This is a genomic window from Actinophytocola sp. (genome assembly GCF_035942955.1).
Lineage (GTDB): Bacteria > Actinomycetota > Actinomycetes > Mycobacteriales > Pseudonocardiaceae > DASYTH01.
On the sequence record NZ_DASZCQ010000160.1, the window covers coordinates 60,172 to 81,778 of the forward strand.

19 protein-coding genes are annotated in these 21,607 nt (G+C 69.0%); 12 read left to right on the plus strand and 7 right to left on the minus strand.

Features of this window, described 5'->3' with window-relative positions:
* Nucleotide 1: 1 nt before the first annotated feature.
* Both VGX25_RS16205 and VGX25_RS16210 read right to left on the minus strand, forming a co-directional pair.
* Complete coding sequence (locus VGX25_RS16205; protein ID WP_326918615.1) at nt 2–262, minus strand: WXG100 family type VII secretion target; 261 nt, start codon at nt 260–262, stop codon at nt 2–4.
* Nucleotides 263–343: 81 nt separating this feature from the next.
* The gene (locus VGX25_RS16210; protein ID WP_326918616.1) at nt 344–1,015 is read right to left on the minus strand and encodes an FHA domain-containing protein; all 672 of its coding nucleotides are present in this window, start codon (nt 1,013–1,015) and stop codon (nt 344–346) included.
* A gap of 125 nt (nt 1,016–1,140) precedes the next feature.
* Between VGX25_RS16210 and VGX25_RS16215 the strand changes: the two genes are divergently transcribed.
* From VGX25_RS16215 to VGX25_RS16230, 4 genes are all read left to right on the plus strand, one after another.
* Nucleotides 1,141–3,645 carry a hypothetical protein gene (locus tag VGX25_RS16215; protein ID WP_326918617.1) on the plus strand — a complete coding sequence of 835 codons (2,505 nt, stop codon included), beginning with the start codon at nt 1,141–1,143 and terminating at the stop codon, nt 3,643–3,645.
* A 123-nt stretch (nt 3,646–3,768) separates the two neighbouring features.
* Entirely contained in the window at nt 3,769–4,050 is a 282-nt protein-coding gene (locus tag VGX25_RS16220; protein WP_326918618.1) for a hypothetical protein, read from the plus strand.
* Nucleotides 4,047–4,871 (plus strand): hypothetical protein, encoded by an 825-nt coding sequence (locus VGX25_RS16225; RefSeq protein ID WP_326918619.1) that lies wholly within the window; start codon nt 4,047–4,049, stop codon nt 4,869–4,871. The genes VGX25_RS16220 and VGX25_RS16225 overlap by 4 nt, the downstream gene beginning before the upstream one ends.
* On the plus strand, nt 4,868–6,211 hold the full coding sequence (locus VGX25_RS16230) for a D-alanyl-D-alanine carboxypeptidase family protein (RefSeq protein ID WP_326918620.1): 1,344 nt from the start codon (nt 4,868–4,870) through the stop codon (nt 6,209–6,211). The genes VGX25_RS16225 and VGX25_RS16230 overlap by 4 nt, the downstream gene beginning before the upstream one ends.
* 273 nt (nt 6,212–6,484) lie before the next feature.
* Here the strand turns inward: VGX25_RS16230 and VGX25_RS16235 are convergent, their stop codons facing one another.
* Nucleotides 6,485–7,882: a hypothetical protein gene (locus VGX25_RS16235; RefSeq protein WP_326918621.1), complete on the minus strand. Its 1,398-nt coding sequence runs from the start codon at nt 7,880–7,882 to the stop codon at nt 6,485–6,487.
* An 861-nt stretch (nt 7,883–8,743) separates the two neighbouring features.
* Here VGX25_RS16235 and VGX25_RS16240 point away from each other — a divergent pair.
* Entirely contained in the window at nt 8,744–8,887 is a 144-nt protein-coding gene (locus tag VGX25_RS16240) for a hypothetical protein (RefSeq protein WP_326918622.1), read from the plus strand.
* Between the two features lie 310 nt (nt 8,888–9,197).
* Here VGX25_RS16240 and VGX25_RS16245 read toward each other — a convergent pair whose 3' ends face one another.
* Nucleotides 9,198–9,806 (minus strand): hypothetical protein, encoded by a 609-nt coding sequence (locus VGX25_RS16245; RefSeq protein ID WP_326918623.1) that lies wholly within the window; start codon nt 9,804–9,806, stop codon nt 9,198–9,200.
* Nucleotides 9,807–10,485: 679 nt separating this feature from the next.
* Between VGX25_RS16245 and VGX25_RS16250 the strand changes: the two genes are divergently transcribed.
* Nucleotides 10,486–11,613 (plus strand): hypothetical protein, encoded by a 1,128-nt coding sequence (locus VGX25_RS16250; RefSeq protein WP_326918624.1) that lies wholly within the window; start codon nt 10,486–10,488, stop codon nt 11,611–11,613.
* A gap of 183 nt (nt 11,614–11,796) precedes the next feature.
* Here VGX25_RS16250 and VGX25_RS16255 read toward each other — a convergent pair whose 3' ends face one another.
* Entirely contained in the window at nt 11,797–13,017 is a 1,221-nt protein-coding gene (locus tag VGX25_RS16255; protein ID WP_326918625.1) for a hypothetical protein, read from the minus strand.
* Nucleotides 13,018–13,372: 355 nt separating this feature from the next.
* Here VGX25_RS16255 and VGX25_RS16260 point away from each other — a divergent pair, with 355 nt between their 5' ends.
* Both VGX25_RS16260 and VGX25_RS16265 read left to right on the plus strand, forming a co-directional pair.
* Complete coding sequence (locus VGX25_RS16260; RefSeq protein ID WP_326918626.1) at nt 13,373–13,594, plus strand: hypothetical protein; 222 nt, start codon at nt 13,373–13,375, stop codon at nt 13,592–13,594.
* Between the two features lie 153 nt (nt 13,595–13,747).
* Nucleotides 13,748–14,197 (plus strand): hypothetical protein, encoded by a 450-nt coding sequence (locus VGX25_RS16265; protein WP_326918627.1) that lies wholly within the window; start codon nt 13,748–13,750, stop codon nt 14,195–14,197.
* A gap of 65 nt (nt 14,198–14,262) precedes the next feature.
* Here the strand turns inward: VGX25_RS16265 and VGX25_RS16270 are convergent, their stop codons facing one another.
* Complete coding sequence (locus tag VGX25_RS16270) at nt 14,263–15,630, minus strand: NB-ARC domain-containing protein (protein ID WP_326918628.1); 1,368 nt, start codon at nt 15,628–15,630, stop codon at nt 14,263–14,265.
* Between the two features lie 389 nt (nt 15,631–16,019).
* Nucleotides 16,020–16,316 carry a putative quinol monooxygenase gene (locus VGX25_RS16275; RefSeq protein ID WP_326918629.1) on the minus strand — a complete coding sequence of 99 codons (297 nt, stop codon included), beginning with the start codon at nt 16,314–16,316 and terminating at the stop codon, nt 16,020–16,022.
* Between the two features lie 149 nt (nt 16,317–16,465).
* Here VGX25_RS16275 and VGX25_RS16280 point away from each other — a divergent pair, with 149 nt between their 5' ends.
* From VGX25_RS16280 to VGX25_RS16295, 4 genes are all read left to right on the plus strand, one after another.
* The gene (locus tag VGX25_RS16280; RefSeq protein WP_326918630.1) at nt 16,466–17,848 is read left to right on the plus strand and encodes an AlkA N-terminal domain-containing protein; all 1,383 of its coding nucleotides are present in this window, start codon (nt 16,466–16,468) and stop codon (nt 17,846–17,848) included.
* A gap of 113 nt (nt 17,849–17,961) precedes the next feature.
* A complete protein-coding gene (locus VGX25_RS16285; RefSeq protein WP_326918631.1) occupies nt 17,962–18,795 on the plus strand; it encodes an isocitrate lyase/phosphoenolpyruvate mutase family protein in 834 nt (277 codons plus the stop codon).
* A 162-nt stretch (nt 18,796–18,957) separates the two neighbouring features.
* Complete coding sequence (locus VGX25_RS16290) at nt 18,958–20,151, plus strand: acyl-CoA dehydrogenase family protein (protein WP_326918632.1); 1,194 nt, start codon at nt 18,958–18,960, stop codon at nt 20,149–20,151.
* Between the two features lie 191 nt (nt 20,152–20,342).
* Nucleotides 20,343–21,602 (plus strand): lysine N(6)-hydroxylase/L-ornithine N(5)-oxygenase family protein, encoded by a 1,260-nt coding sequence (locus VGX25_RS16295; RefSeq protein WP_326918650.1) that lies wholly within the window; start codon nt 20,343–20,345, stop codon nt 21,600–21,602.
* Nucleotides 21,603–21,607 lie beyond the last annotated feature (5 nt).

Sequence of the window (21,607 nt, forward strand, 5' to 3'; positions counted from 1 at the left end):
GTCAGTGGTTGGCGGCCTGGTCGATCAGGTGCTTGCGCCGGTCGACCTCCTGCGCCGCGCGGCTGAGCTCATCGGCCAGGTTGCGCAGCGCCGGGTTGAACTCGCTCTCCCACGCCTGCCGGAACCGGTCCGCGGCCGCGCCGGTCCAGGTGGTGGTGTTGATCAGCGTGGTGAGGGCGCGCTGCAGGTCGGTGACCTCCCCACCGCACACGCCCAAGCGGCGGGACAGCGTCTCCAGCTCGGCCAGCTCCGCCTTGATCATGGCAGCTCCTCGGGTCGATTCGTTCCGGTCGGCTCGACGCTAAGAGGCTTGCGCCGCAATGGAAATGGGAAGCCCTGCCCACTACCTGCCCGGCAGCAGCCGGAGATCGCCGGAGTTGATCAGCCGGCTAGTCAGTGCGTATTCGGCCAGGTTGCTCAGCGCGTTCGGGCCCGTCATGGCGGGCACACCGGCCTTGTCGAGCCGGCTGCGCAGGTACTCGATCCGCTTCACGAGCGTGGTTCTAGCCCACCCCAACCGTTTGGCGGCCGCCTCGTACGAGCGCGGGTGCGGGTCGTACCGGTCGCCTTCCTCCAGGTAGCCGGCGAACAGGGCGATCAGCGCCAGCCGGTCCTGCTGTGTGATCGTCACGTCCTGGCCGATCGTGGTGGGCACGCCGTCGACCGGTAGCTCGACCTGCGGTGTCCGGCGCTCCGGCGCGTCCACGCGGAGCAGGTACGGCTTGGGCCGGCTGCCCTGCACCAGAACACGCATGCGGCCTTCCAGGGCGAATTTTCGGCCCGGCGCGAGCACGCTGCGGATCCCGTGCGTGTCGACCACTTCCAACATGCGAGTAGAGCTCACGTTCACCAGAAACCACGTTCCGTTGTCGGACCGGATGATGCCGGCCGTGCGGGAAATCGCGGCGTCGTCCGGGGCCAGGCAGTGCGTGCACTGCGTGGACCTGCCGAAACTGAACTCGTGTCCAATCTGGAGGACATATTTGTCCATTTCCGCGTGGACCGTCACGCTCATGCTCCGGTTACTCCTCGTCCAGTTGGGAAGCGCTCCCTAGTTACACCCCCGCAACGGCTTTTGTATTCTGCCGGACGTCTTCCGCCGCCGAGGCACAGGAGTAAGACGTGACCATCCTGCGCAGAATGATCGGACGAGGCAGGACCGGGTCGACCGTCCTGGTCGGAACGCTTCTCGCCGGCGTTCTCGCCGCGTCATTCGGGGTGGGCTACAGCGCGACGACGCCGGAACTGAACGACGGCACCAACCACGTTCCGCACGGCCACGGCATCTCGCAGGTGAACAGCGAGACGCAGCGCGTTGAGAACGAGGCCAGGGCGTTGGCGACCGGCAAGGAGGAGATCGAGGTCGTCGAGCTGCAGGACGGCCGGGCCGCCGCGGTGAACAACCGGACGGGCGAGGTGCGCGTGTACCCGCGCGACCTCGGAACCGACTCCACCGTGACGCCACCCCAGGCCGGCAAGGACAAGCCGGTACCGCCGGGGGAGCAGCCCGCGGTGGTCGCCGGGAAGGACTCGGGCTACGTCGTCGATCCGACCGGGAACACCGTCCGGCAGCTCGGCGTCGACGGGCCGGCGCCGCCGCCGGTACAGATCGACGGCGGCGCCAGCCGGACCGCCGTTCCCGACGGGGCCGGCGGCATCTGGGTGCTGACCGACGACGAGAAGGCCGTGCACGTCGTGCGTGACCGCATCGTCCACCGGGTCACCGCCCCCGACCCGATCAGGCAGCTCAGCGTGGCCGACGGGCGCCCGGTGGGAATCACCTCGAAGGGGGAGGCGCTCGACATCGCCGCCCGGCCGCTGCGCGCGATCGCCAGCCGTCCGGTACCGTCCGGGCCGAGCGTCGTGGTCGGGTCCCCGCGTGGGGCGGGCCGCTATCTCCTCGTGCTGGATCGCAAGGACGGCCGGCTGTTCGCCGTCGACCCGCGAACCCGTGCCGTTCATGACATCGGCACGCTGCCGACCGACTCGCCCAACAGCCTCGGCGCGCCGGTGATCCTCGACGACCGCGCCTACATCCCGCAGTACGCCCCGCGCAAGCACCGGCTCTTCGTCCGTGAGCTGCCGAGCGGCACCCCGCACGACGATGTCCCGGTCCCCGGCGAGCACGAGCGGTTCACCCTCGAGGTGCGCGACCACCGCGTGTGGGCCAACGACCAGTTCGACCGCCGTGTCGTGGTGGTCGGCCGCGATGGCCGGCCCGCGGTGATCGACAAGGGCGACCGGCCGGGCGTGCAGAGCGACACCACCCAGGGCGAGCACAAGGACCAGGCGCCGCCCAAGGACACTCCGCCGAGCACGGTCCCGCCGCCCCCCACGACGGCTCCGCCACCCAGCACCGAGGCAACCGATCCACCACCGTCGCGGGTCACCGTGCCCGAGATCGCGCGTGGGACTCAACAGGATGTCGCCTGCGACCGCGTCAGGGCCGTCGGCTTGCGTTGCGACATCGTCGAGGTGGGCCCGGGCGGCCCCACCGGAACGGTCCGCGACACCAAACCGCTCGGCGGAAGCCGGGTCCCCGAGGGCTCGGTCGTGCGGGTCTTCGTGTACGGGCCGGTCTCGGTGCCCAGCGTCGTCAACCTGCTGTCCGACGCGGCCTGCGCGAAGATTCTGAGCGGCGCGGGGGAACCCGGCGCCGGTGGCCAACTGAAGTGCGTCAAGGAACCCATGCCCGGCACCGGACGTACGTGGTCCGATTTGGACGTCGTCGCCGAGCAGAACCCCGCGGCGGGCACGCGTGTCGAGCTCGACACCACGGTCACCATTCGGTTCTGGAACACGGTTCTCATGGAGAACCTGGCCGGCCGCAACGGCGAGAGCGAGTGCCAGAGAGTCATTGCCTCCTCCCGCAACCGGGTCACTTGCACCATGCAGTTGTCTAGTGGGCGACACACACCCGACCAGGCCGGCCAAGTCGCGTCGCAGTCACCACCGCCAGGCAGCCCGGTGGGGATCGGGGGTTCGATCGTGCTGGACGTCTACGGCGCGTCGCCGCCGCCCAGCGTCCCACCTATGGTCGGAACCGAGATCAACGCGGCGTGCCAGGCCGCGAGCAACGCCGGCTACACCTGCGACGCGCGCGCGGATGTGCCGCTGTCCAACACCCCCAACGTCGTTCTGTCCCAGGAGCCGCCACCGGGCACGCCACAGCAGGGCGGCAACGTGATCCTGCACTATTCGAACAACCAGGGCGCGGGACTCCAACCGCTGTACCGCTTCCGCGCCGCCAACAACGACCCGGTGTGGATCGTCCGGCTGGGCAACGCCCCGGTGGAAGGCTATGCGAACCCCGTCCATATCGGGTGGGCCTACAACGCGGCGGTCGGTGGAACGTGGACGATCAATGACTTCTACTGTACGGGCAAACCCAGCAACTGCGGTGGCTTCGAGCGCAATCACTACTACACCAAGAATGATCAACCAGTCATTCCGAACTTCGACAAGCACTACGCCGTGGGCGCCTTTATTCAGGCTCCCGACGGTCAATGCGCCCCCGGCCAGCGGCGCATGTACCGCTTCAAGTATCACGCCAATGATGGACGAAGGTACTTTATCGGCGAAGGTCGACCAGACGGCTGGCCGGATGACTATGAAGAATGGCTAGGGTGTATCTGGGCGCCGTAGCCGCTCGGTGAGACCGCCTCGGACGTGTGGTCCGAGGCGGTTTCTTCTTGGGGAGCCTTTCCCGTTTCATCGTACTGACGAGCCGGCCAGACTTCGGGTGAACGAGGCTCGAGGAGGCTGGTGATGGTCAAGAAGGACCCTTCACGAAATGGCGCGGGGGCGCGGTTCGAGGAGGCGGCGGAGCGGATCGCCGCCGAGATCCGCCGCCTCGATGACATCGGTGACGATGTCCGGCGGCGGCTGCGGGAGCTGCGGTGGACCGGTCGCTCCGCCGACTCCTTCCGGCGGCACGCCGTGCACCAGGCCGTGCGGGCCGGGCACAACCGCGAACTGATGGAGTCGCTGCGGGTGATGCTGATCCGGGCGGCCCAGGTAACCAACGCCGCGACGCGGGTGCAGCCATGACCGCGGCGCTCGTGCTCACCACCGACGAACTTCGGGTGTCGACCACGGTCGCGGGAGCTCCGGTGCCGGCCGCGCTGCGGGCCGACTGGTCCACAGAGGACATGCCGGTGGCCGACCTGGTCGCGTTGCGCGGGCTGCTCGCTAGGGGGCTGGCGAGCTCCGGCGCGGGAGACGTCAGCCTGGCCGATGACCTCTCGCTGGCCCTCGGACCATTCCTGACCGGCCGTGTTCTCGTTGACGTGCAACGAGATGGCGCGGTTCGGCCGGGCCGCCGCCTGATCGCGAAGGGCGCGGCGGGAGTGGTCAGCTGCGCCGAGCACGGACCGGACCTGTGGCAGGTCGAACCAGCCGACCCGGATCCGGTCGAGCGGCTGGTGGCCGACCTGGTCGATCACCTACCCGACACCGAGGCGTCCCACCCCGGCGTGACCCTGCCCACCGATCTACTCGCCGAGGCCGAGCGGCGGTCGGCGACCGGGGCCACCGAGCACACGCGTGGAATGTTGGTGCGGCGCGGTTTGCCGCCCGGGACCGCCGAGGTCGTGGCACGGGTGCTCGGCGACCTGGGCACGACCGTGACCGTGCGGTCCTCGCACCGTAACGGATCCACCACCCGATGCGCGGCGATCACCTGGCTGGAGACCGGTTCGACGGGTGTCTGGCTCGCCGTACCCGACGACGACCCCCTGGCCGATGTCGACCCCGCCGTGCCGCCGACGGGCCTTGCGGGACACACCAAGCTGCGGCCGGTGAGCACCGGCACCCTGCGCGACGAGGTGCGTGACGTGGTGGAAATCCTCGGATCGGAGTGGACGGGATGAGCAGGCTCTCCGCGCGTGAGATCGCCGAACATGCCTACGCGGCCGGCTTTCGCGGTCAGGCGCTGACCACCGCGGTCGCCGTGGCGCTGGCCGAGTCCGGCGGCAATCCCAAGGCCCGCGGGGATACCACGATCACCGACGGCACATGGGGTCCGTCGATCGGCCTGTGGCAGATCCGCTCGCTGCGCTCCGACTACGGCACCGGCGACGAGCGCGACGCCAAGGCCAACCTCGACCCCGCCACCAACGCCCGGCACGCCTGGTCGATCTCCGATCATGGCACCAACTGGACCCCGTGGTCGGCCTACACCAACGGCAGCTACCGGCGGTATCTCGACACCGCGCGGGCGGCGGCGCAGCAGGTTGCCGGCGGGCACTCCGGCGGCGGCGGACATTCCAGCGGCGGCGGGCAGTCCGGCGGTGAGCGGTCGGACGGTGAACGGCGCCGGCGGCCGGCAAGAGGCGACGCTCGCCCGGCCAGCGACCGGATCGTGCTCGACCTGCACGAGCTGCGCGAGCTGCACACGTTCTTCGACCGCTGCGCCGACCGGGTCCGGCATGTCCGGCGGGTGGTGGCCGACATCGAACGCGATCTGGAGCCGGCCAGGGCCGCGCTCACCGACACCGCGCTGGCCGGCCTGATCACGCAGGCCTTCGCCTTCCTCCAGTCGCCTCCCATGTTGCCCAAGGCCGAGGAACGAATGGACTGGCACGCCCGGTTCGCCGAGCGGGTGCGTCGCCTCGCCGAGCGCGCCGACGGCGCCGACGGCAAGTGGACCCGGTCGGACGCGCTGCGGTTCGCCACCGGCATGGGCCGCGCGGACCGGGCCGAGCGGGCAGTCCTCGAGGCCCTGATCATGGGCACCATCGTGCGCCGCCGCAGCGACCTGCGGCAGCACCTGCACCGTGACCGTGACCGCGACCACGAACCGCGGTCCGGCGACGGCACACCGGCCAGGGTCGACGTATCGGGACTGCGTAACGGCCACGTGCCGGCGAGCAGGCTGGCTTCCGTCGGAGACGGCGAGAAGCTGCTCGAGCCGGTCGCCCGGGCGTTTCGCCGGATGGACGCCGCCGCCCGGGCCGCCGGCCTCGATCTCCATGTCAATTCCGGATATCGAAGCTATGCCGAACAAGCGCAGCTGTACCGCGACTACCAGAACGGGACCGGCAACCTGGCGGCGCCACCCGGTCGAAGCACGCACGGGCTCGGACTGTCCGCCGACATCAACGTCACCAATCCACGAGTCCAGGCCTGGCTACGCGAGAACGCGGCGAAGTACGGCTTCGTCAACGACGTGGCGAGCGAGCCATGGCACTGGACCTACCAGCACAGGTGAAACCTGGGTACCACGGCCGGTAGGGCTAGGTATCCGTTAAGGTGACCCGCCGTGATGACCACTACTTGACGTCGAACCCCTCAAGCCGCCTGATCTCGCCGGCCGTCAAGAGCACACAGCGGTGGCGTCGACATTCGGCGCCAGGCCGAGCCATCTGGCCTCACAGCGACAGTCCAGGCTACCGAGCTGTACCGCGGTCGGAGACCAGTCCCGCATGCCAGAGCGGACGTTCGCGTGGGGTGAGCCCCGCCACCTAATCGTCTCTGGATGACATCAAGCCAAAGTCTCGCCGGCCACCTCCGCCACGAACAGATGGTGGGAGTAGATACCGGGTGACACTGACCGCCAGGTAGATCTGGGGTCGTTGGGATTGCGGAGGTTCAGCAGGTCGTTCCATTCGATGAAGGCGTATGCGGACCTCTCTTCCGACCCGGCGAGCGCGCCGACGTCGGACACTCGGCGTTCACCCGTCCTCAGCGCCCGTAACGCCGCGGCGTGGGTGGGATCTCGGGTGAACGCGTTGATGTTGACTTTGCCGCTGGGGGCCGGGTTCGCCGTGGTAAAGCTGCCCCGCGCCGGGAGTGGCAGTGCGGCGGCCAATGCCGCGATCGCCGGTGGGAAGGGGCTTACCCGGCTGAGCGCCTGTGCGTCGTTGATCAATCGGGCGTAGCCGATCGCGCGAATCGCCGCTGGGTCCATCGACCTGGTGCGGATACCAGCCGGGAACGTGCCGAATTGCCCGGTGGTGACGATGTCCGCGGTCACGTTGCTCAGCGGGACGCCGCTGGCCCGGATCCCGGCGAGGATCGTCGGGGCTTGGTCGTTGGCATCGAGGATGGTGATGTGGTGGATCAACGAGGCGGGGATCAATCGCCGCCGCAGGGTGGCGGCGAGGCCGGCGTTGCCGCGGCTGTGCGCGCTCATAGTGATGGCCGAGACGGTTGCGGGACGTCCCGTGCTCGCCAGCGCGTCGACGATCTGCTGAAGCGAGATGGTGAACGCTCGGCCCTCTTCTCCGCGCACGCCGATGAGAATCTGGCTTCCCGCGTCGGCCGCTCCGCGTAGGCCGTGGTGCTCGACATGTGAGCTTCCGCCGATCACACCGGCGGCGGAAAAGAAGACATGCACATGGTTGGTAAGGCTGGCGGCCGCACCGGCCGGCACGAAAACCAGGAACTCACCGTAGGTGAACGTCCGGTCGGCGAGCCGGTCGGTGCCGCCCGGACCGGCCGGGCCTGACTCGTCGGCACGAATCAGGGGCGCCCAGCCGGTCCTCCCGGTTCCCGCCAACGTCGCCGCCTTGAGCCGGGAAATCCCCGCCATCGTCTCGGGTGTGGGCCCGCCGCCGCTCGCCGCGGCCCGTTCCGTGACGTAGTCGTCATTAGTCAGATGCCACCGGGAATGCAGCAGGTCCTGCACCATGAGCACGTCGGCGGCATTGTTCGGTTGCCCGGCACCCACGGCGGCTCCCAGATTGACGCCGTACTGCGCGGCGGCCACCTCGCGGGGCAGCACCGGCTCCAAGGTCCGACTCAGGGCGCGCCGCAGGAGCGCGAGGTGAGCCGGATCGGTCACTGCGGTGCCGGGGCCGAGCGCGACGACCGCCGGGTAAATCGCGTCGTAGTCGGCGTTCTCGATGCCCCACAGCACATGCATCCGGTCCAGCACCAACAGGACACCCTCACGATGGTTCGTGGCGGGCGCGTCGCCGACCCCACCGCCGGACGGCAGATCGACTCGGACCCGTTGGAGCCGCACCGATCTTGACGGCGCAAGCAGCCCAGCCACCGCCGCATTCCCCGCATCTCGCTGAAGCCGCACGACAGGGTGCATCGGCACCTTGGATTCGTGACGTACCAGTCTCGTACCCGCGTAGTCGTTCCCGGCCTCCCGACGGCGCGACACATCCACATCTACGAGGACAATCCAGCCGGTCCAAACCTGCAATGTTCGTACCGCCGGCCACGAAGGCAAGAGCGATTGCGCGTTCGCGCAAGCATCGGGACCACACGAGTGCGGGGCCATCCTTGCAGACCACAGATATGGTCAAGTTCTATACCATCGTCAATGCTGGCATGTGACTCGCGGCAGAAGATTACGTTGGAACGCCCCGATACCAACTTCGTGGTGTTCCGCATCTCTGGTCGCCGATTACGAGGACTTGCAGGCTTGGCGCGTGGTTGTTGGCCGCGTTGTGTCTTCTACGGCCGCACCTGCGCACTGTCGGCTCCTGCAACCCGGACCGGAGCTCGTCGACCTTGCTCAGGCGGGGAGCAGCGTTGGACGACCTGTGCTCAGCCGGGGGCGTTGGGGCAGGTGTGGGAAAGGTGAGGCGCTCACCGGTGACGTTCCTCGGCGTGGGAATGGTGATTTGTTCCCATCCGGTGAGTGTCTCGCCGGGCTGGCCCCATCGCTGCCACCGGTCGGCACCGTTTTCGTTCCGGGTTCCGGGAAGTCGATGTGCTCCACCGGGGTGCCGGCACCGTCGCTGCGCAGCCACTTGGTTCGAACGCCGAGCGAGCGCGCACAGCCGTGACGAAAGCCATCAGGTCGGTCATCGCCCACATCATGGCGCACGACCCAGTCCTGGGTGGGCATCTGCGCCAGGCGATCAACACCGGCACCTGCTGCGCATACATCCCGGACCCCACCGCCCCGCTGCACTCGAGTTTCTGAACCGCGGCTGCCAACCCCTGACTGGTCGAGCGCAGCACGTCGGTAACCCGGCCGCACATCGAGGGCCGGGGAGAAAGGCGGCCGGTGGTCGTTGAACGGCCAGGGTGACGGGCCCGCCGCCGGGGACTCCGGTGAGGACCTCGGGCTCGGCATCGGGGCCGCACCCACCGCACGCTGGAAGCGATCATGCCGGCGTCGTCGATGTCGCTGGCGTCCGAGCCGACACCTGGGTCGCCCACCGTCCCGCGGACGGCCCCACCCGGTTCGGCCACGATGGCGGTGGCCGGTACGAGGGCGGCTCGTACTCGTCCTAGCGAGTGTTTGTCGGGGTGGTGCGGTTGCGCGGGGTGAGCTTGCCGGTGATGTCGTGTACCAGTGCGGTCATGTCGTCGCGCATGCGTCGGGCGGTCTCCTCGTCGGGCAGCTCCCGCCCGGGGATCCCGGGTCTGGTGTGGTAGCAGCCCACCACCAGGTTGTCGATCTGGAAGCCGGCACTGACGTAGTCGCTGATTCGCTTGAGCTCCTTGGTGGACAGGTTGTCGCTCATCGTGAGGTCGGACAGGCCGCGGTTGGTGATCTCCAGCGACCCGTGGTTGCCGAGCCGGCTGCGCATCGTCACCTCGACGCTGGTGAACCGTGACCGGGGTGTGGTGAACACGCACCGCCGGGAGGGATCGTTGTCCTCGACGAAGTAGCTGTCCTCGAGTGTGGTCTCGCCGACCGCACCGCCGAGCAGGGCGGCCACGCGCGAACGGTCGATCATGGAACAGGGTGGCGGCTGGGGAAACCCGTCGCCCACCCGCCACGGGTTGACCACCTCCGGCGCGCCGCCCCCGGTGATCACCAGGAGCACCCCGAGTACCAGCTCGGCGGCGACCGCCGCCCCGATCGCGAGCGCTGTCCCCAGCCGGCCGGGCATCGGCTCAGGTTATCTGGTTTCCCGGCCGGTGGTTGGGTAGATCCTGTGGCACACCGCCGTTGAGGGCTGACCTCACCCAGACCGCCCCATGCTCGGCATGCCGACCGCCGACGGTGTCTCCGGATTGGCATACCGCGGGCTTGTGCACTGCCTATAGGCAAACACAAGTACCGGAGTCCAACGGCGCTGTCCGCTGCGCGGCGGCGCTCGACCGGCTTGGTGCATGGACTCGCGACGGCGCCAGCATCACGGATCTTGTCCCAGAACCACCGCCACACACATCGACCTGTGATGCGGGCTGCGAGAAACCACCGATGACCGTAGCGGCACCCGCCGGGCCGGGGTGGGAAACACCGTCCGTGGGCGAGACGACCTCGGTTGGGTAGTTGCGTGTCCGGGCGTCATCACGATGGTGTGGACGCCACCGGGTCCGCGATGATCAACTGTTGTCCCGCGGGCTCGTGGACAGGAAGGGCGGTTTGCGTCGGGTGACTAGACCGAACGGGGATACCTCGGTTGCTGCGGTGGCAAGAGTTAGGCCGAATGGGCCATCCTGGACGATGCGGGAGCCGGTAGGGCCGGCGCGGGACGGGTCGATCTCGTGCGTGGAACACCGGACGGACGAGCGGGTCGTGCGGGACTGCTCGGGGTTTCGCCTGGCCGGAGGGATCGGTGCTGGGTGACTAGGTCCTGGGCCCACCGCTACGCCGACCTTTCCGCCCACCCCGTTCAAGTCCTCACCGCTCTGACCGTCCTGGGCACGACCACGGTCTGCGCATCGGACTTGGCCGCGGCACTGGATGTGCCAGTGGCTGACGTCGAAGCCGCGGTCGCGTTGTTGCAGCAGGCCGGATGGTTCGAGGAGCAGGCGGCCGGCGCGGACCCGCGGTTGCGGGAGGCCGCGCGAATCTGGCTGACCTATGACGCGCCCGAGCGGCCCGATGCCCCTACCGCCGCGGCGATCGCCGGACGTTTCCTGGCGTACGTCGGCGCCGGACTCGACCCGGGCCGGCATGAACCGGACGACATCGTCGAATGGGCGCGCCGGCATGCCGACGGGATCGTCCGGGCGATCCGGGCGGGCGTGCGGGCCGGGTTGCACGCGGCCGCGACCGCGGTGGCCGCTTCGGCCTGGCGGGTGGCTGATCGGGTTGCCAACCCGGCGTGGTGGCACCAGTTGGCCCGGCACGGGGAGGACGCCGCCACCAGGGCGGGCGACACCGTTGCCTTGATCGGGCTGCTGACCAGCAGCGCGGACGTCTACGCCGATGCCGGTGACATGCCGGCCGCGGAGATTCAACGGGTGCGCGCCTGCCGGCTGGCCTTCGAAATCGCCGACCACGACCGCATCGTGGCGGCCCTGACCGGCTTGATCGAGCTGTATCGCCGCTGGAAGAGGCCGGAAGGTGCGCTCGACACGTTACAAGAACTGGGCGACACCCAGCACCGTGCCGGCAACCCGGTCGGTGAGGCGGCGGCGCTGGCCGAGATCGGTGAGATCATGCTGGCTGCTGACCGGCCGAACCGAGCCGAGGCCTACTTCTCCAGAGCGGACGAGATCCTCAATGAGCAACCGGCAAATATCGTGTCGCCAAGGAGGCATGCGCGGATCCTCGAGCAGTGGGGACGGGCGCAATGGCGTCTCGGACACCGGATTGTGGCACGAAAATGCTTTCAGCGAGCGCTCGACCTTCTCACCGACGTCGACGCCGCGGCGGCCGCACGTGTCCAAGCCCTGATCGACACCCGCACCGACGCTGACACTCTGCCCGGCGAAGAACCTGGCGCAGACAGCGAAACCGGCTAGGAATGCCGCAAGAAGCTCACGATGGCGGCCACGACTTGAATCAGGCCGGCGACCGGCTGAAACCAACGGAATTCTCGACGGAAACGCCGACGGCCTCGGTTCGTGTAGCGGCGGTGCCGTCCTTGTGGACTTCTGGTCACAACGATCCCTTTCGGTTCATCATGATGGGTCACGGTGACACGGTCAGCCGGCTGATGACTGACGTTCAGGGCCGGGCGAGGGAACCAGCGTGAGCAGGCGCGCGATATCGGTGGCCACGATCGCTTTCCCGGAAATCGTCTCCTCTGCCTGAAACCCCAGCGTTTTCAGGTCGACAAACTCCACCAGACCCTCCTTGTGGAGTCGTCGAGCAACCTCGACTGCATGATTTCCGGTCACACCACAGAGCTCCGGGATCTCCCGGACCAGGATCATGGGCCGGTCGATCAGCGCCTCGGCCAACCGCACCGCCGCGGTTCTCCGCGCGACCTTGGCGACCGTACCGCGGTGCACGTCGGTCAACTCGGCGACAAGCTCGATCTGCTGATAGCAGGCCTCGCGGATCGCCTCGGCCGCGATGACCATCAACTCGTCGGGATCACCCCGGTCCAGCACGCCGCGGATGACCGCGAGGTACCGCTCCTCGTGGCGCCGCAACCAGGTCGCCAAGGGCAACACCGGATCGCGCAACACGCCGGCGCGCATCAACATCAGGATGGGGAACTGCCGAGCCAGATGCGCGCTGCCCGGGAACGGCGAAATGAGGAGGAACTGGATCTGCGCCAAAATGATCGTGACCAACGGCGGCAACTCGCGCTGCTCCCTCACCCACACGCACCACTGTTCGGTCGCCACCCGCAACTCCGCCCCCGGCGGTGCGTGAACGATGAGATCCTCTCCGGCAGGAGAGTTGGTCCAGGTGATGTGCCTGCGCCACGGTAGCTCCTCGGCAAATGCGTCGTCCGGCACATCCGACCCCGACATTGCCGCGCTCATCCTGGCCCACACGGTGGGATCCAAAGACCGGTCGGACCGCGCCAACTCCACGATCATCTCGCTCACTCGTTGGTAGCCCGGCCACCGCGGATGGGGATCGGCTGCCACAGCCCCCGGCATCGCGGCGGCCAACACCTCACGGCGACCGACGATCACCCCATCCATCGCCGCCGACGACCGGGTATCCAACGCCTGCAGCATCCGCGACACCGTCGCCCGATGCGGCACCTGCGCCATCGCGGCATCCAGCCGCCCCACCGCCTCCTGGGCCGCCATCAGCTCGCCGTACGTGCTGGGCCGCAAGACAATCCCGGACGGCAGGGGGTCCGGCAGAAACGCCTTCCGCTGGCGCACCGCCGCGGGGAGATCGTCACGATCGGCAAGAGAGAACTGTCGCCCGCGGAACACCGCCCGCTGCTTATCCAACACACGCAGATCGTCGCGTACTCCGATTTATGGCGGAAAACCGGGGTCACACGAAAACCTACCTTCCGTAGAAGCGCGCTAGGCCAGTCGTGGACTCGATGCCAATCCCGGCCTTTGGTCTATTCTCCCAGGTCAGGGCTCGTACGACCGACTCGCGAACATCAACACTTCGCGCGGCGCCGGCCGTTGCCCGAGCCGCGACACGGTCCAGCGACCCCTGAGGGGCACGAGCGCAACTTTTTGGCCAGGAAGATGCACCAGATTGGGTGACGTCACCCGCACAGCGAACAGAAGCGCGCCCGGGCGAGATCGACCGTGACTGCGGTCCGCCACGGCCGGCGCGATCACCTTTGACCGCATGCCCAAGATCAACGAGGCGTTGACGAGTCAAGCTCAGCGCAGAGCGGGGTGGTTCGCGGCGCGGCTACCGGCGGTGTGCCGGCGCTGCCCCGCAACCCGACCACCCGCGGTGCGCCCCGGCGCCTTCGCCCGGGTGCTCGCCGGCCGCACCCGGACCTACGCCTACCGGTTCGCGCACCGGACCGGGCCCGGCCCCACCCCGATATCCGGCTACGTATGAGGCCGGAGTGTCGCCGGCCGTACGGACGAAGCATGCGTACCGGCCGGGGCCGCCGCAGCACCGACCGCGGTCGTCTGATCGTTTGAACAGTGGGCTTTTCGGGAACCCGTGTTCATGGTTGTCACTAGAACGCGTCGCCGCACCGCGACCGGTGTGGCCACGATTGTGGCCTTCCTCCTCGTTCTGGTGTTCGGTAGCCCCATCTTCGTGGACTGGGTCAACGACAACACCAGAGCCGACACCGCCGGCGGGCTGTTCCTGCGAACGCTGGCGTGGCCGGCTTGGTCCTTCGACGCCGACATGCCCGTGCGGGACGTGTTGGCGCAGGACCTCAAGGCGATTCTCTTCATCGTGTTCGTCGCCCTGTTCGTGAGCCTCCTCGCCGGGGCGGAGCTGTCGCGGGCCCGCGGGACTCTCGCCGACCTGTTCAGCGGGTGGGGCGCCGTGATCTTCGCGGCGGCTCTCGCCGGCTTCCTCACCGCCTTTCTCTCGGTACAGGCCGGTTTCTACACGGCGCTGCTGTGGGCGTTGAGCGGTGCGGGATACGGCCTGATCACGGGCTGGATCATCGCCCTCGCCCAGATGGGCACCCGCCGCCCGTAGCAGGTATGCCAGATGAGGGCGCCCCTCGCCAGAGGGGCGCCCTCATCAGGACCGTGACCCCTCGGTCAGTTCCGGCATACGGCGCACGACGGCGTCCCGGCCACCGGTGTGCCGAGTCGCGACGTCTGCAGCGGCACGTTGATCCGCAGCGGTATCGCGGTGTGGTCGTCCGGGGACCCGCCGGCCTCGATCGCGAATGCCCGCACCAGCCGCTCCACCCGGTAGGCGCCCGGCCGGTCACCGCGACGCAGCAAGCCGGCGTCCATCAACTCGTCGGCGAGCTCGCCCTCGTCGTGCAGGACCGAGTTCGGGTCGCAGCGAAACGGAAGCCGCGCGACTCGCCTCAGCAGGGTCTTGGCGGCGTCGCTGACCTCCTGGTACGCCGATCTCAGCGACTCGCGCAGGGACAGGTCGCCGATGCGTAGCCAGTTCAGCGCCCCGTCGCGTTCCATCAGCTTGGCGGTCGCCGTGCACAGCGGCAGGTCGGGCCGCGCGACCAGCTTGCGCAGCGCGATGTCCAGTGCCAGCGGCAGGTCGCCGCACAGCTCGGCGAGCCGGTCGCACTCCTGCGGCTCGGCCTCGGCCCGCTCGGGTACGGCTGCGGTGATCATCGCGATCGAGTCGGCCCGCGGCGGCACGTCCAGCCGGATGCGGCGGACGCCGCCCAACCCCAGCAGGGGCCTGCGGCTGATCACCAGGGTCACGCTGTGCCGCGACTCGGCCAGCAGCGGGCGCACCTGCCGCTCGTCGCGAACGTTGTCCAGCAGCACCAGCAGCCTCCGCTCGGCCAACAGGGAGCGGTACAGCCCGGCGCGCTGGTCCACCATGCCCGGCAGCTGATCGGCGGGCACACCCAGGGCGCGCAGGAACCCGTCGAGCACGTACCCGGCGTCCGCCGCGGTGCCGGTCAGCGGCCCGAGGTCGGCGTACAACTGGCCGTCGACCATGTCGGCGGCGATGCGGTGCGCGTAGTGCAGTGCGAAGTCGCTCTTGCCGATCCCGACCGGACCGGTGATCACCACCGGGGTCGGCGCGGGTGCGGAGAGCCGGTCCAGCTCGGTCCGCCTGCCGACGAACCCGCTTGGCCGCAACGGTAGTTGGGCCGGCCGGGGCATTGCCTGGTCGGCAGGCGAGTTCCTATATCGGCCGCGGGTCGGGGCGTCGGAGTTGGTGAGGCTCGCGGCGCGCATCCAGCGGCGCCGCCATTCCTCGCGGTCACCGCCGCACGCCGCCACGAACCCGAGCGTGACCTGCAACGTCGGTAATCGTGTGCCGCTTGCCGCGCTGGACAACACGGACGAGGAGAACAACGCTGAGCGTGCCATGTCCCGGTAGGTCGGGTTGCCCGCCCGTGCGCGCAGTTCGCGCAGCTCGTTGGCAAAACTGGCCACCACCCCGCCGGTGACATCAACAGGCTTCTCCGGTCTCGCCATGACGGAATCCCCTCCACATCAACCCGGCTACGCTTCGTCGGACGCTGGACCCACCAATACCATTGGTCCCGTGGATGAAAGTTGACAAAAATTTGCCCCCAGGCTTGTTGTCGATCATTGCACCGCCGGCTATTCCAGTCGATGGGGGCGTTGAACGGCAGGGTTGATCGGCCCGAACAATCAACCAAGCCGGACTCGTCAAAGGCGACGAAATCACCCGCATGGCGGTTGCTGCGACCACGCTATCACCGTAGGTGGTTGTCAGGACGGGAACGCGGCAACCACCCGCGACACGGGGTCACCCCGCGGGCGGCGGATTGGCGGGCGCAACATCGCCGTGAGTAATTGTCGCGTTTTTCGTCACCACGACCGCGTACAGATTCGGGAACTCAGATGTTGATGATCATCTCGTGGTCGATCTCCACGATCTCCACCGCGAGCTCGGCGAACCGGCCCGCGATGAGCTCTTTGTACGCCGCGGAGCCGGTATGTACGTCATAGGCCTCCTGGTCGGCGAAGTTCTCGACGAACAGCAGGTAATCCGGGCGCGCCGGATCGCGGTACACCCGAAAGGACAGCGTCGCGGGCTCCTGCTCGGGGCCCCACCGGGCGAACTGCCGGACGAGCTCCTCGGCCTCGGCCTGCTTGCCGGGCTTGAGCGGGACCGATAGAACCTTGGTGAGCACAGGATCCTCCTGGGTAGGACGCGCAACGAGCCGTGGACACGACGATAGAATTGCCGAGCCGCAGGGAAGTGTCTGGTCAGATGCGGACAACTCGGCGGTGTCCGGGTATGGCTGGCGGGCCGGCGGCGGTCCCTTGATAAGTCTGCGACATGGCGACGTTCAGGGCGGTGGTCACCACCGGCATCTACTGCCGGCCCGGGTGCGCGGCCAGGCCGCTCGCCGAGAACGTCCGCACATTCGAGCTGGCCGCCACCGCGGAGGCGGCCGGGTACCGCGCCTGTCTGCGCTGCCGCCCGTACCGGGTCGCCGGTCCGGTCAGCACCGATTCGCCGGAACTGATCTGCCGCGCGGTGCGGCTGATCCTCGACGGGGTGCTCGACGGCGGCACCGAGGGCACCCTCGGGGCTCGGCTGGCCGTGTCCCCGCGCCACCTGCGCAGGCTGTTCAACGACCACCTCGGCGTGACCCCGGACCAGCTCGCGCGGTCGCGCCGCGCGCACTTTGCCCGCCGGCTGCTGGACGACTCCGACCTCGCCGTCGCCGACGTGGCGTTCGCCTCGGGGTTCGGCAGCCTGCGGCAGTTCAACCGCGAGATGCGCCAAGTGTTCCTGGCCTCGCCGAGCGAGCTGCGGATGCGCAGGCGCCGGGCCGACCGGCTGGCCGCCGACGGCGGGCTGGCGATGCGGTTGCCGTTCCAACCGCCATTCGACTGGGACGGCATCCTCGGCTACCTTGCCGATCGGGCAGTGCCGGGTGTCGAGTCGGTCGACGGACGCGGGTACCGGCGGACGATCAGCCTGGACGGCGATGCGGGCATGCTGGAGGTGCACCCGGGCGACCAGGGCAATCTCGTTCTGCGGGCGCACCTGCCGTACTGGGAGGGGCTGATCCACGTCGTGGAACGGGCGAGCCGGATGGTCGGGATCGACGTGGACAACGGCCCGGCGGTGGCTGCTCTGTCGGCAGATCCGGTGATCGGGCCACTGGTGTCCGCCCGGCCGGGGCTGCGGGTACCCGGCGCGTGGGGCGAATTCGAGGTGGCCGTGCACACCGTCATCGCCCAGCACTGCGGCCTGCCGATGGCCAGGAGCCGGATGGGCGCGCTGGTCCGGCGATTCGGACAGCCGGTGCCCGGCCTGACCCACGGGCTGACCCACCTTTTCCCGTCGGCCGAGGTGCTGGCGGGTGCGGACATCACCGAGCTCGGCCTGCCTTACCGCACCGCCGTTGCCGTCCGGGCGCTGGCCGAGCACGTGGCCGCGGGGGACGTCGTGCTTGACAGCGGCGCCATCACGGCCGAGCTGGTGTCCTGCCTGTCCGCGATCGAGGGGATCGGCGCGGATGCCGCCGAGCAGATCGCGCTGCGCCTCGGCCAGCGGGACGCGTTCCCGCACAGCGCTCCGTACGTCCGCCGCGCGTTGCGGGAACTCGGCGTCCTAGAACCGGTTCTGGTCGCCGAGGGGTGGCGGCCGTGGCGCGCGGTCGCGGTGGCGCACCTGACCGCCTACGGGGCCGCGGCCGGAGCCAGGTGATGAACCCAGCGTAGAGTCGCCAAACGCCGCTATGGCACCGATTTTCCGGGCACGGGCCGGACATGCGTTGCCGTGCAAGAACGTTGTCGAGTGAGAACACAGAGGAGAGAAGCGTGGTAGACAAGGCGCAGCAAGCCAAGGCGGAGTCGTTGCGGTCGCTGCACGGTAGCGGGGTTCTCGTTCTGCCCAACGCGTGGGACGCGGGCAGTGCGGCGGTGATCGCGGCGGCCGGGGCGAAGGCGATCGCCACGACGAGCGGTGGGGTCGCCTGGTCGCTGGGCCGCACCGATGGACACGGGCTGACCAGGGAGGAGATGGTCGAGCAGGTCCGGCGGATCGCGGGCGCGGTGGACGTCCCGGTGACGGCCGACGTCGAGGGCGGGTACGGCCCGACACCCGATGACGTGGCCAAGACCGTCGAGGCGGTCGTCGAGGCCGGCGCGGTGGGCGTGAACATCGAGGATTCGCGTGCCCCCGGCGGGCCGCTGTTCGAGGTGCGGGAGCAGGCCGAGCGGCTGCGCGCGGCTCGTGCCGCGGCGCGGCGGGCCGGGCTGCCCGAGCTGGTGATCAACGTGCGCACCGACGTCTTTCTGTTCGGCATCGGCGAGCCGGCGGGCCGGCTGGACGACGTGATCGCCAGGGCCGCCGGATACGCGGAGGCGGGCGCGGACTGCCTGTTCGTGCCCGGCCTGATCGACCTGGACGCGCTGGCCTCGCTGGTGAACGCGACTTCCCTGCCGGTCAACGTGATGGCGTGGCCGGGCGCGCCGACCGTCGCCGAGTTCGAGGCTGCGGGGGTGCGCCGGGTGAGCCTCGGCACCGCCGTCACCCAGGCGGCCTACACCCTCGCCCAGCGCGCGGCCGCCGAGGCGCTGACCAAGGGCACGTACGACGAACTGGACGGCGCACTCGACTTCGGCACCCTGAACGGCTTCTTCGCTCGCTGATCCGCCCACGGCGTTTCCTCGGTTGATTGTCCGGCTCGGTCAATCCTTTCGGCCAACCGGCCAGGTGGCTTGAATCGGAAGACATCAGCGCAGCCGAGGGAAAGCGATCGAATGACAGCCACATATGTTCCGCCCAGCCCGGCCGGGGCAGGTACCGATCCGGTGGCACCTGCCTCGTCCGCGGCGGAGATCCTGGCCCGTGCCAAGGCAGTCGCGCCGCTGCTGCGGGAGCGCGCAGCCGAAATCGAGCGCGAGCGGCGGTTGCCTGCCGACGTGGTGGAGATGCTGCGCGGCACGGGCGTGTTCCGGATGGGGTTCGGCCGGAGCTGGGGCGGTCCCGAGCTGAGCTCGATGGAACAGACCGAGGTGATCGAGGCACTGTCCTATGGGGACGCGGCCGCCGGCTGGTGCGCGATGATCGGCTCGGACTCCGGGTTGTACGCCCAGTTTCTTGACGAGTCGGTCGCCAAGGAGATGTTCACCAGCCTGGACATGGTCACCGCGGGACTGCTGTTCCCCACCGGCCGGGCCGAGCTGGTCCCCGGCGGTTACCGGCTCACCGGCCGCTGGCAGTTCGGCAGCGGCATCACGCACGCCGACTGGGTGATCTCCGGGGCGTTCATCTACCGGGACGGACAGCCGGAGCCGGGCCCGGACGGCGACCCGCACGACTCGAAGCTGTTCATCGTGCCGAGCGCCGACGTCGAGGTGATCGACACCTGGCACAGCACCGGCCTGGCCGGCAGCGGCAGTTGCGACTACACCATCACCGATGTGTTCGTGCCCGAGAGCCGCACCGTCACCTTCGACGCCGTGCGCAACGGCGCGGGGCCGCTCGCCCAGCCGGAGGTGCACATGCGCAACATGCCTGGCGTACCGCTCGGTGTCGCCCGTGCCGCGTTGGACCACGTCCGCGAGATCGCCGCCACCCGCGTGAGCCCGGTGACCGGTGCGATGGCCGACGACTACCGCACCCAGGTCACCATCGCCGACTGCGAGGCCGACCTCGCCGCCACCAGGCACGCGGTGTACGCCGCCATGCGCCGGCAGCACGACGTGCTGGCCGCGGGCGGCACGCTTGAGGACCTCACCCCGAACGAGCGGGCCGCGCTCCCGCTGTCCCGTAGGCACGCCTTCCGCACCGCGCGTTCGATCGTGGCCCGGCTGTACGACCTGCTCCAGACCACCTCGATCTACCAGCGGTCCCCGATGGACCGGTGGCTGCGGGACACGAACACGATGTGCCAGCACATCGTGGCCCAGGACCGCATCCTGCAGTCTGCGGGTGCCTACCTGCTGGGCGGCAAGCCTTCGTTCGCGCTGTCGCTCGGCATCACCGGGGCGACCGGCCGCTGACGCCGGACGGCGCCTTGGCGGACGCGCAATTCCTTTCAGTACAAGGCGATCGTCGGCGAGATAGTTCGTCCCAAATGGACAGATGTGCGATCGCCGTACAGACACAAGGATCTCGGCGAGCTCGCCGCCCGGCGGGCGAGCCGACCAAATAGTCAGGTGGGAATGTGACTGGGCAAGATGTCGATGTTCTGATGATCGGAGCAGGGCCGGCGAATCTGGCGCTCGCGGTTGCGATCGAGGAGTCCGGTGCGCTCCAGGTGGCTGAGAACGCCCTGATGCTGGAGCAGTATCCGGACATCAAGTGGCAGCGCGACCTGCTGCTGCCGTGGGCGCGCAGCCAGGTGTCCTTCCTCAAGGACCTGGTGACCCTGCGGAACCCGCGGAGCCGCTTCTCATTCCTGAACTACCTGCACCAGCAGGGGCAGCTCGACGACTTCGTGAACCTGTCCACCTTCAACCCCTACCGCTGGCAGCTGTCGGCCTACCAGCAGTGGGTCGCCGAGAGCCTTGAGCACGTCCGGATCCGCTTCAATGCCCGCACCGAGCGGATCGACCCGCGGTACGCCGAGGACGGCTCGATCAACGGGTGGACCGTCACCCTGTCCGACGGCGACACCATCGGCTGCCGCGATCTGGTCGTCGGCACCGGCAGGGACGTGCACATCCCGGAGGTCTTCCGCGACGTGCCCGCGGACCGCGTCGTGCACAGCACCCGGTACGCCAGCAGGGTCACCCGGCTGGCGCCGACCGAGCGGCCGCTGCGCCCGGTGGTCATCGGTGGTGCGCAGAGCGCCGCGGAGATGTTCATGGCGCTGCACCAGGACATCCCGGACTGCGAGCCCACGATGATCATGCGGTCGGTCGGGCTGAAGAACTACCAGACGAGCAAGTTCGTCAACGAGCTGTTCTACCCGTCGTTCGTCGACGAGTTCTACAACATGCCGCCGGAGACGCGGATGCAGGTGCTCGACGAGATGCACCTGACCAACTACGCCGGCCTGGCGCCGCCGTTCCTGGATGAGATCTACTCGATGCTGTACCAGCAGAAGATGCTGGGCCGGCAGCGGTCAACGGTGCGGCACATGACCGAGGTCGTCGGCGCCCGGATGGACCACGACGAGGTCGTGCTCGACCTGCGCGACCGCAAGACCGGCAAGATCGAGCCGCTGCGCTGCGACGTGGTGTTCCTCGGCACCGGGTACGCCCCCCGGATGCCCGCCATGGTGGCCGACCTGGCGAAGCGGGTCGGGATAGCGGACATCAACGTCAGCCGGCGCTACCGGGTGGACCTCGGTGACTCGGCCTGGGGTGCGATCTACCTGCAGGGGGTCAACGAGCAGACCCACGGCATCGCCGACTCGCTGATCAGCGTGCTGGCCCACCGCTCCCAGGAGATCACCGAGGACCTGCTCGACCGGCGGGCGGTCGCCGAAGCCGCCGTGGAGGTGTGACCGAC

Coding starts and splice junctions, on each gene's coding strand:
- VGX25_RS16230 (WP_326918620.1), top strand. CDS start 4,868: ATGAGCAGGCTCTCCGCGCGTGAGATCGCCGAACATGCCTACGCGGCC.
- VGX25_RS16210 (WP_326918616.1), bottom strand. CDS start 1,015: ATGAGCGTGACGGTCCACGCGGAAATGGACAAATATGTCCTCCAGATT.
- VGX25_RS16280 (WP_326918630.1), top strand. CDS start 16,466: ATGGCGACGTTCAGGGCGGTGGTCACCACCGGCATCTACTGCCGGCCC.
- VGX25_RS16260 (WP_326918626.1), top strand. CDS start 13,373: ATGCCCAAGATCAACGAGGCGTTGACGAGTCAAGCTCAGCGCAGAGCG.
- VGX25_RS16220 (WP_326918618.1), top strand. CDS start 3,769: ATGGTCAAGAAGGACCCTTCACGAAATGGCGCGGGGGCGCGGTTCGAG.
- VGX25_RS16205 (WP_326918615.1), bottom strand. CDS start 262: ATGATCAAGGCGGAGCTGGCCGAGCTGGAGACGCTGTCCCGCCGCTTG.
- VGX25_RS16270 (WP_326918628.1), bottom strand. CDS start 15,630: ATGGCGAGACCGGAGAAGCCTGTTGATGTCACCGGCGGGGTGGTGGCC.
- VGX25_RS16245 (WP_326918623.1), bottom strand. CDS start 9,806: ATGCCCGGCCGGCTGGGGACAGCGCTCGCGATCGGGGCGGCGGTCGCC.
- VGX25_RS16225 (WP_326918619.1), top strand. CDS start 4,047: ATGACCGCGGCGCTCGTGCTCACCACCGACGAACTTCGGGTGTCGACC.
- VGX25_RS16215 (WP_326918617.1), top strand. CDS start 1,141: ATGATCGGACGAGGCAGGACCGGGTCGACCGTCCTGGTCGGAACGCTT.
- VGX25_RS16295 (WP_326918650.1), top strand. CDS start 20,343: ATGATCGGAGCAGGGCCGGCGAATCTGGCGCTCGCGGTTGCGATCGAG.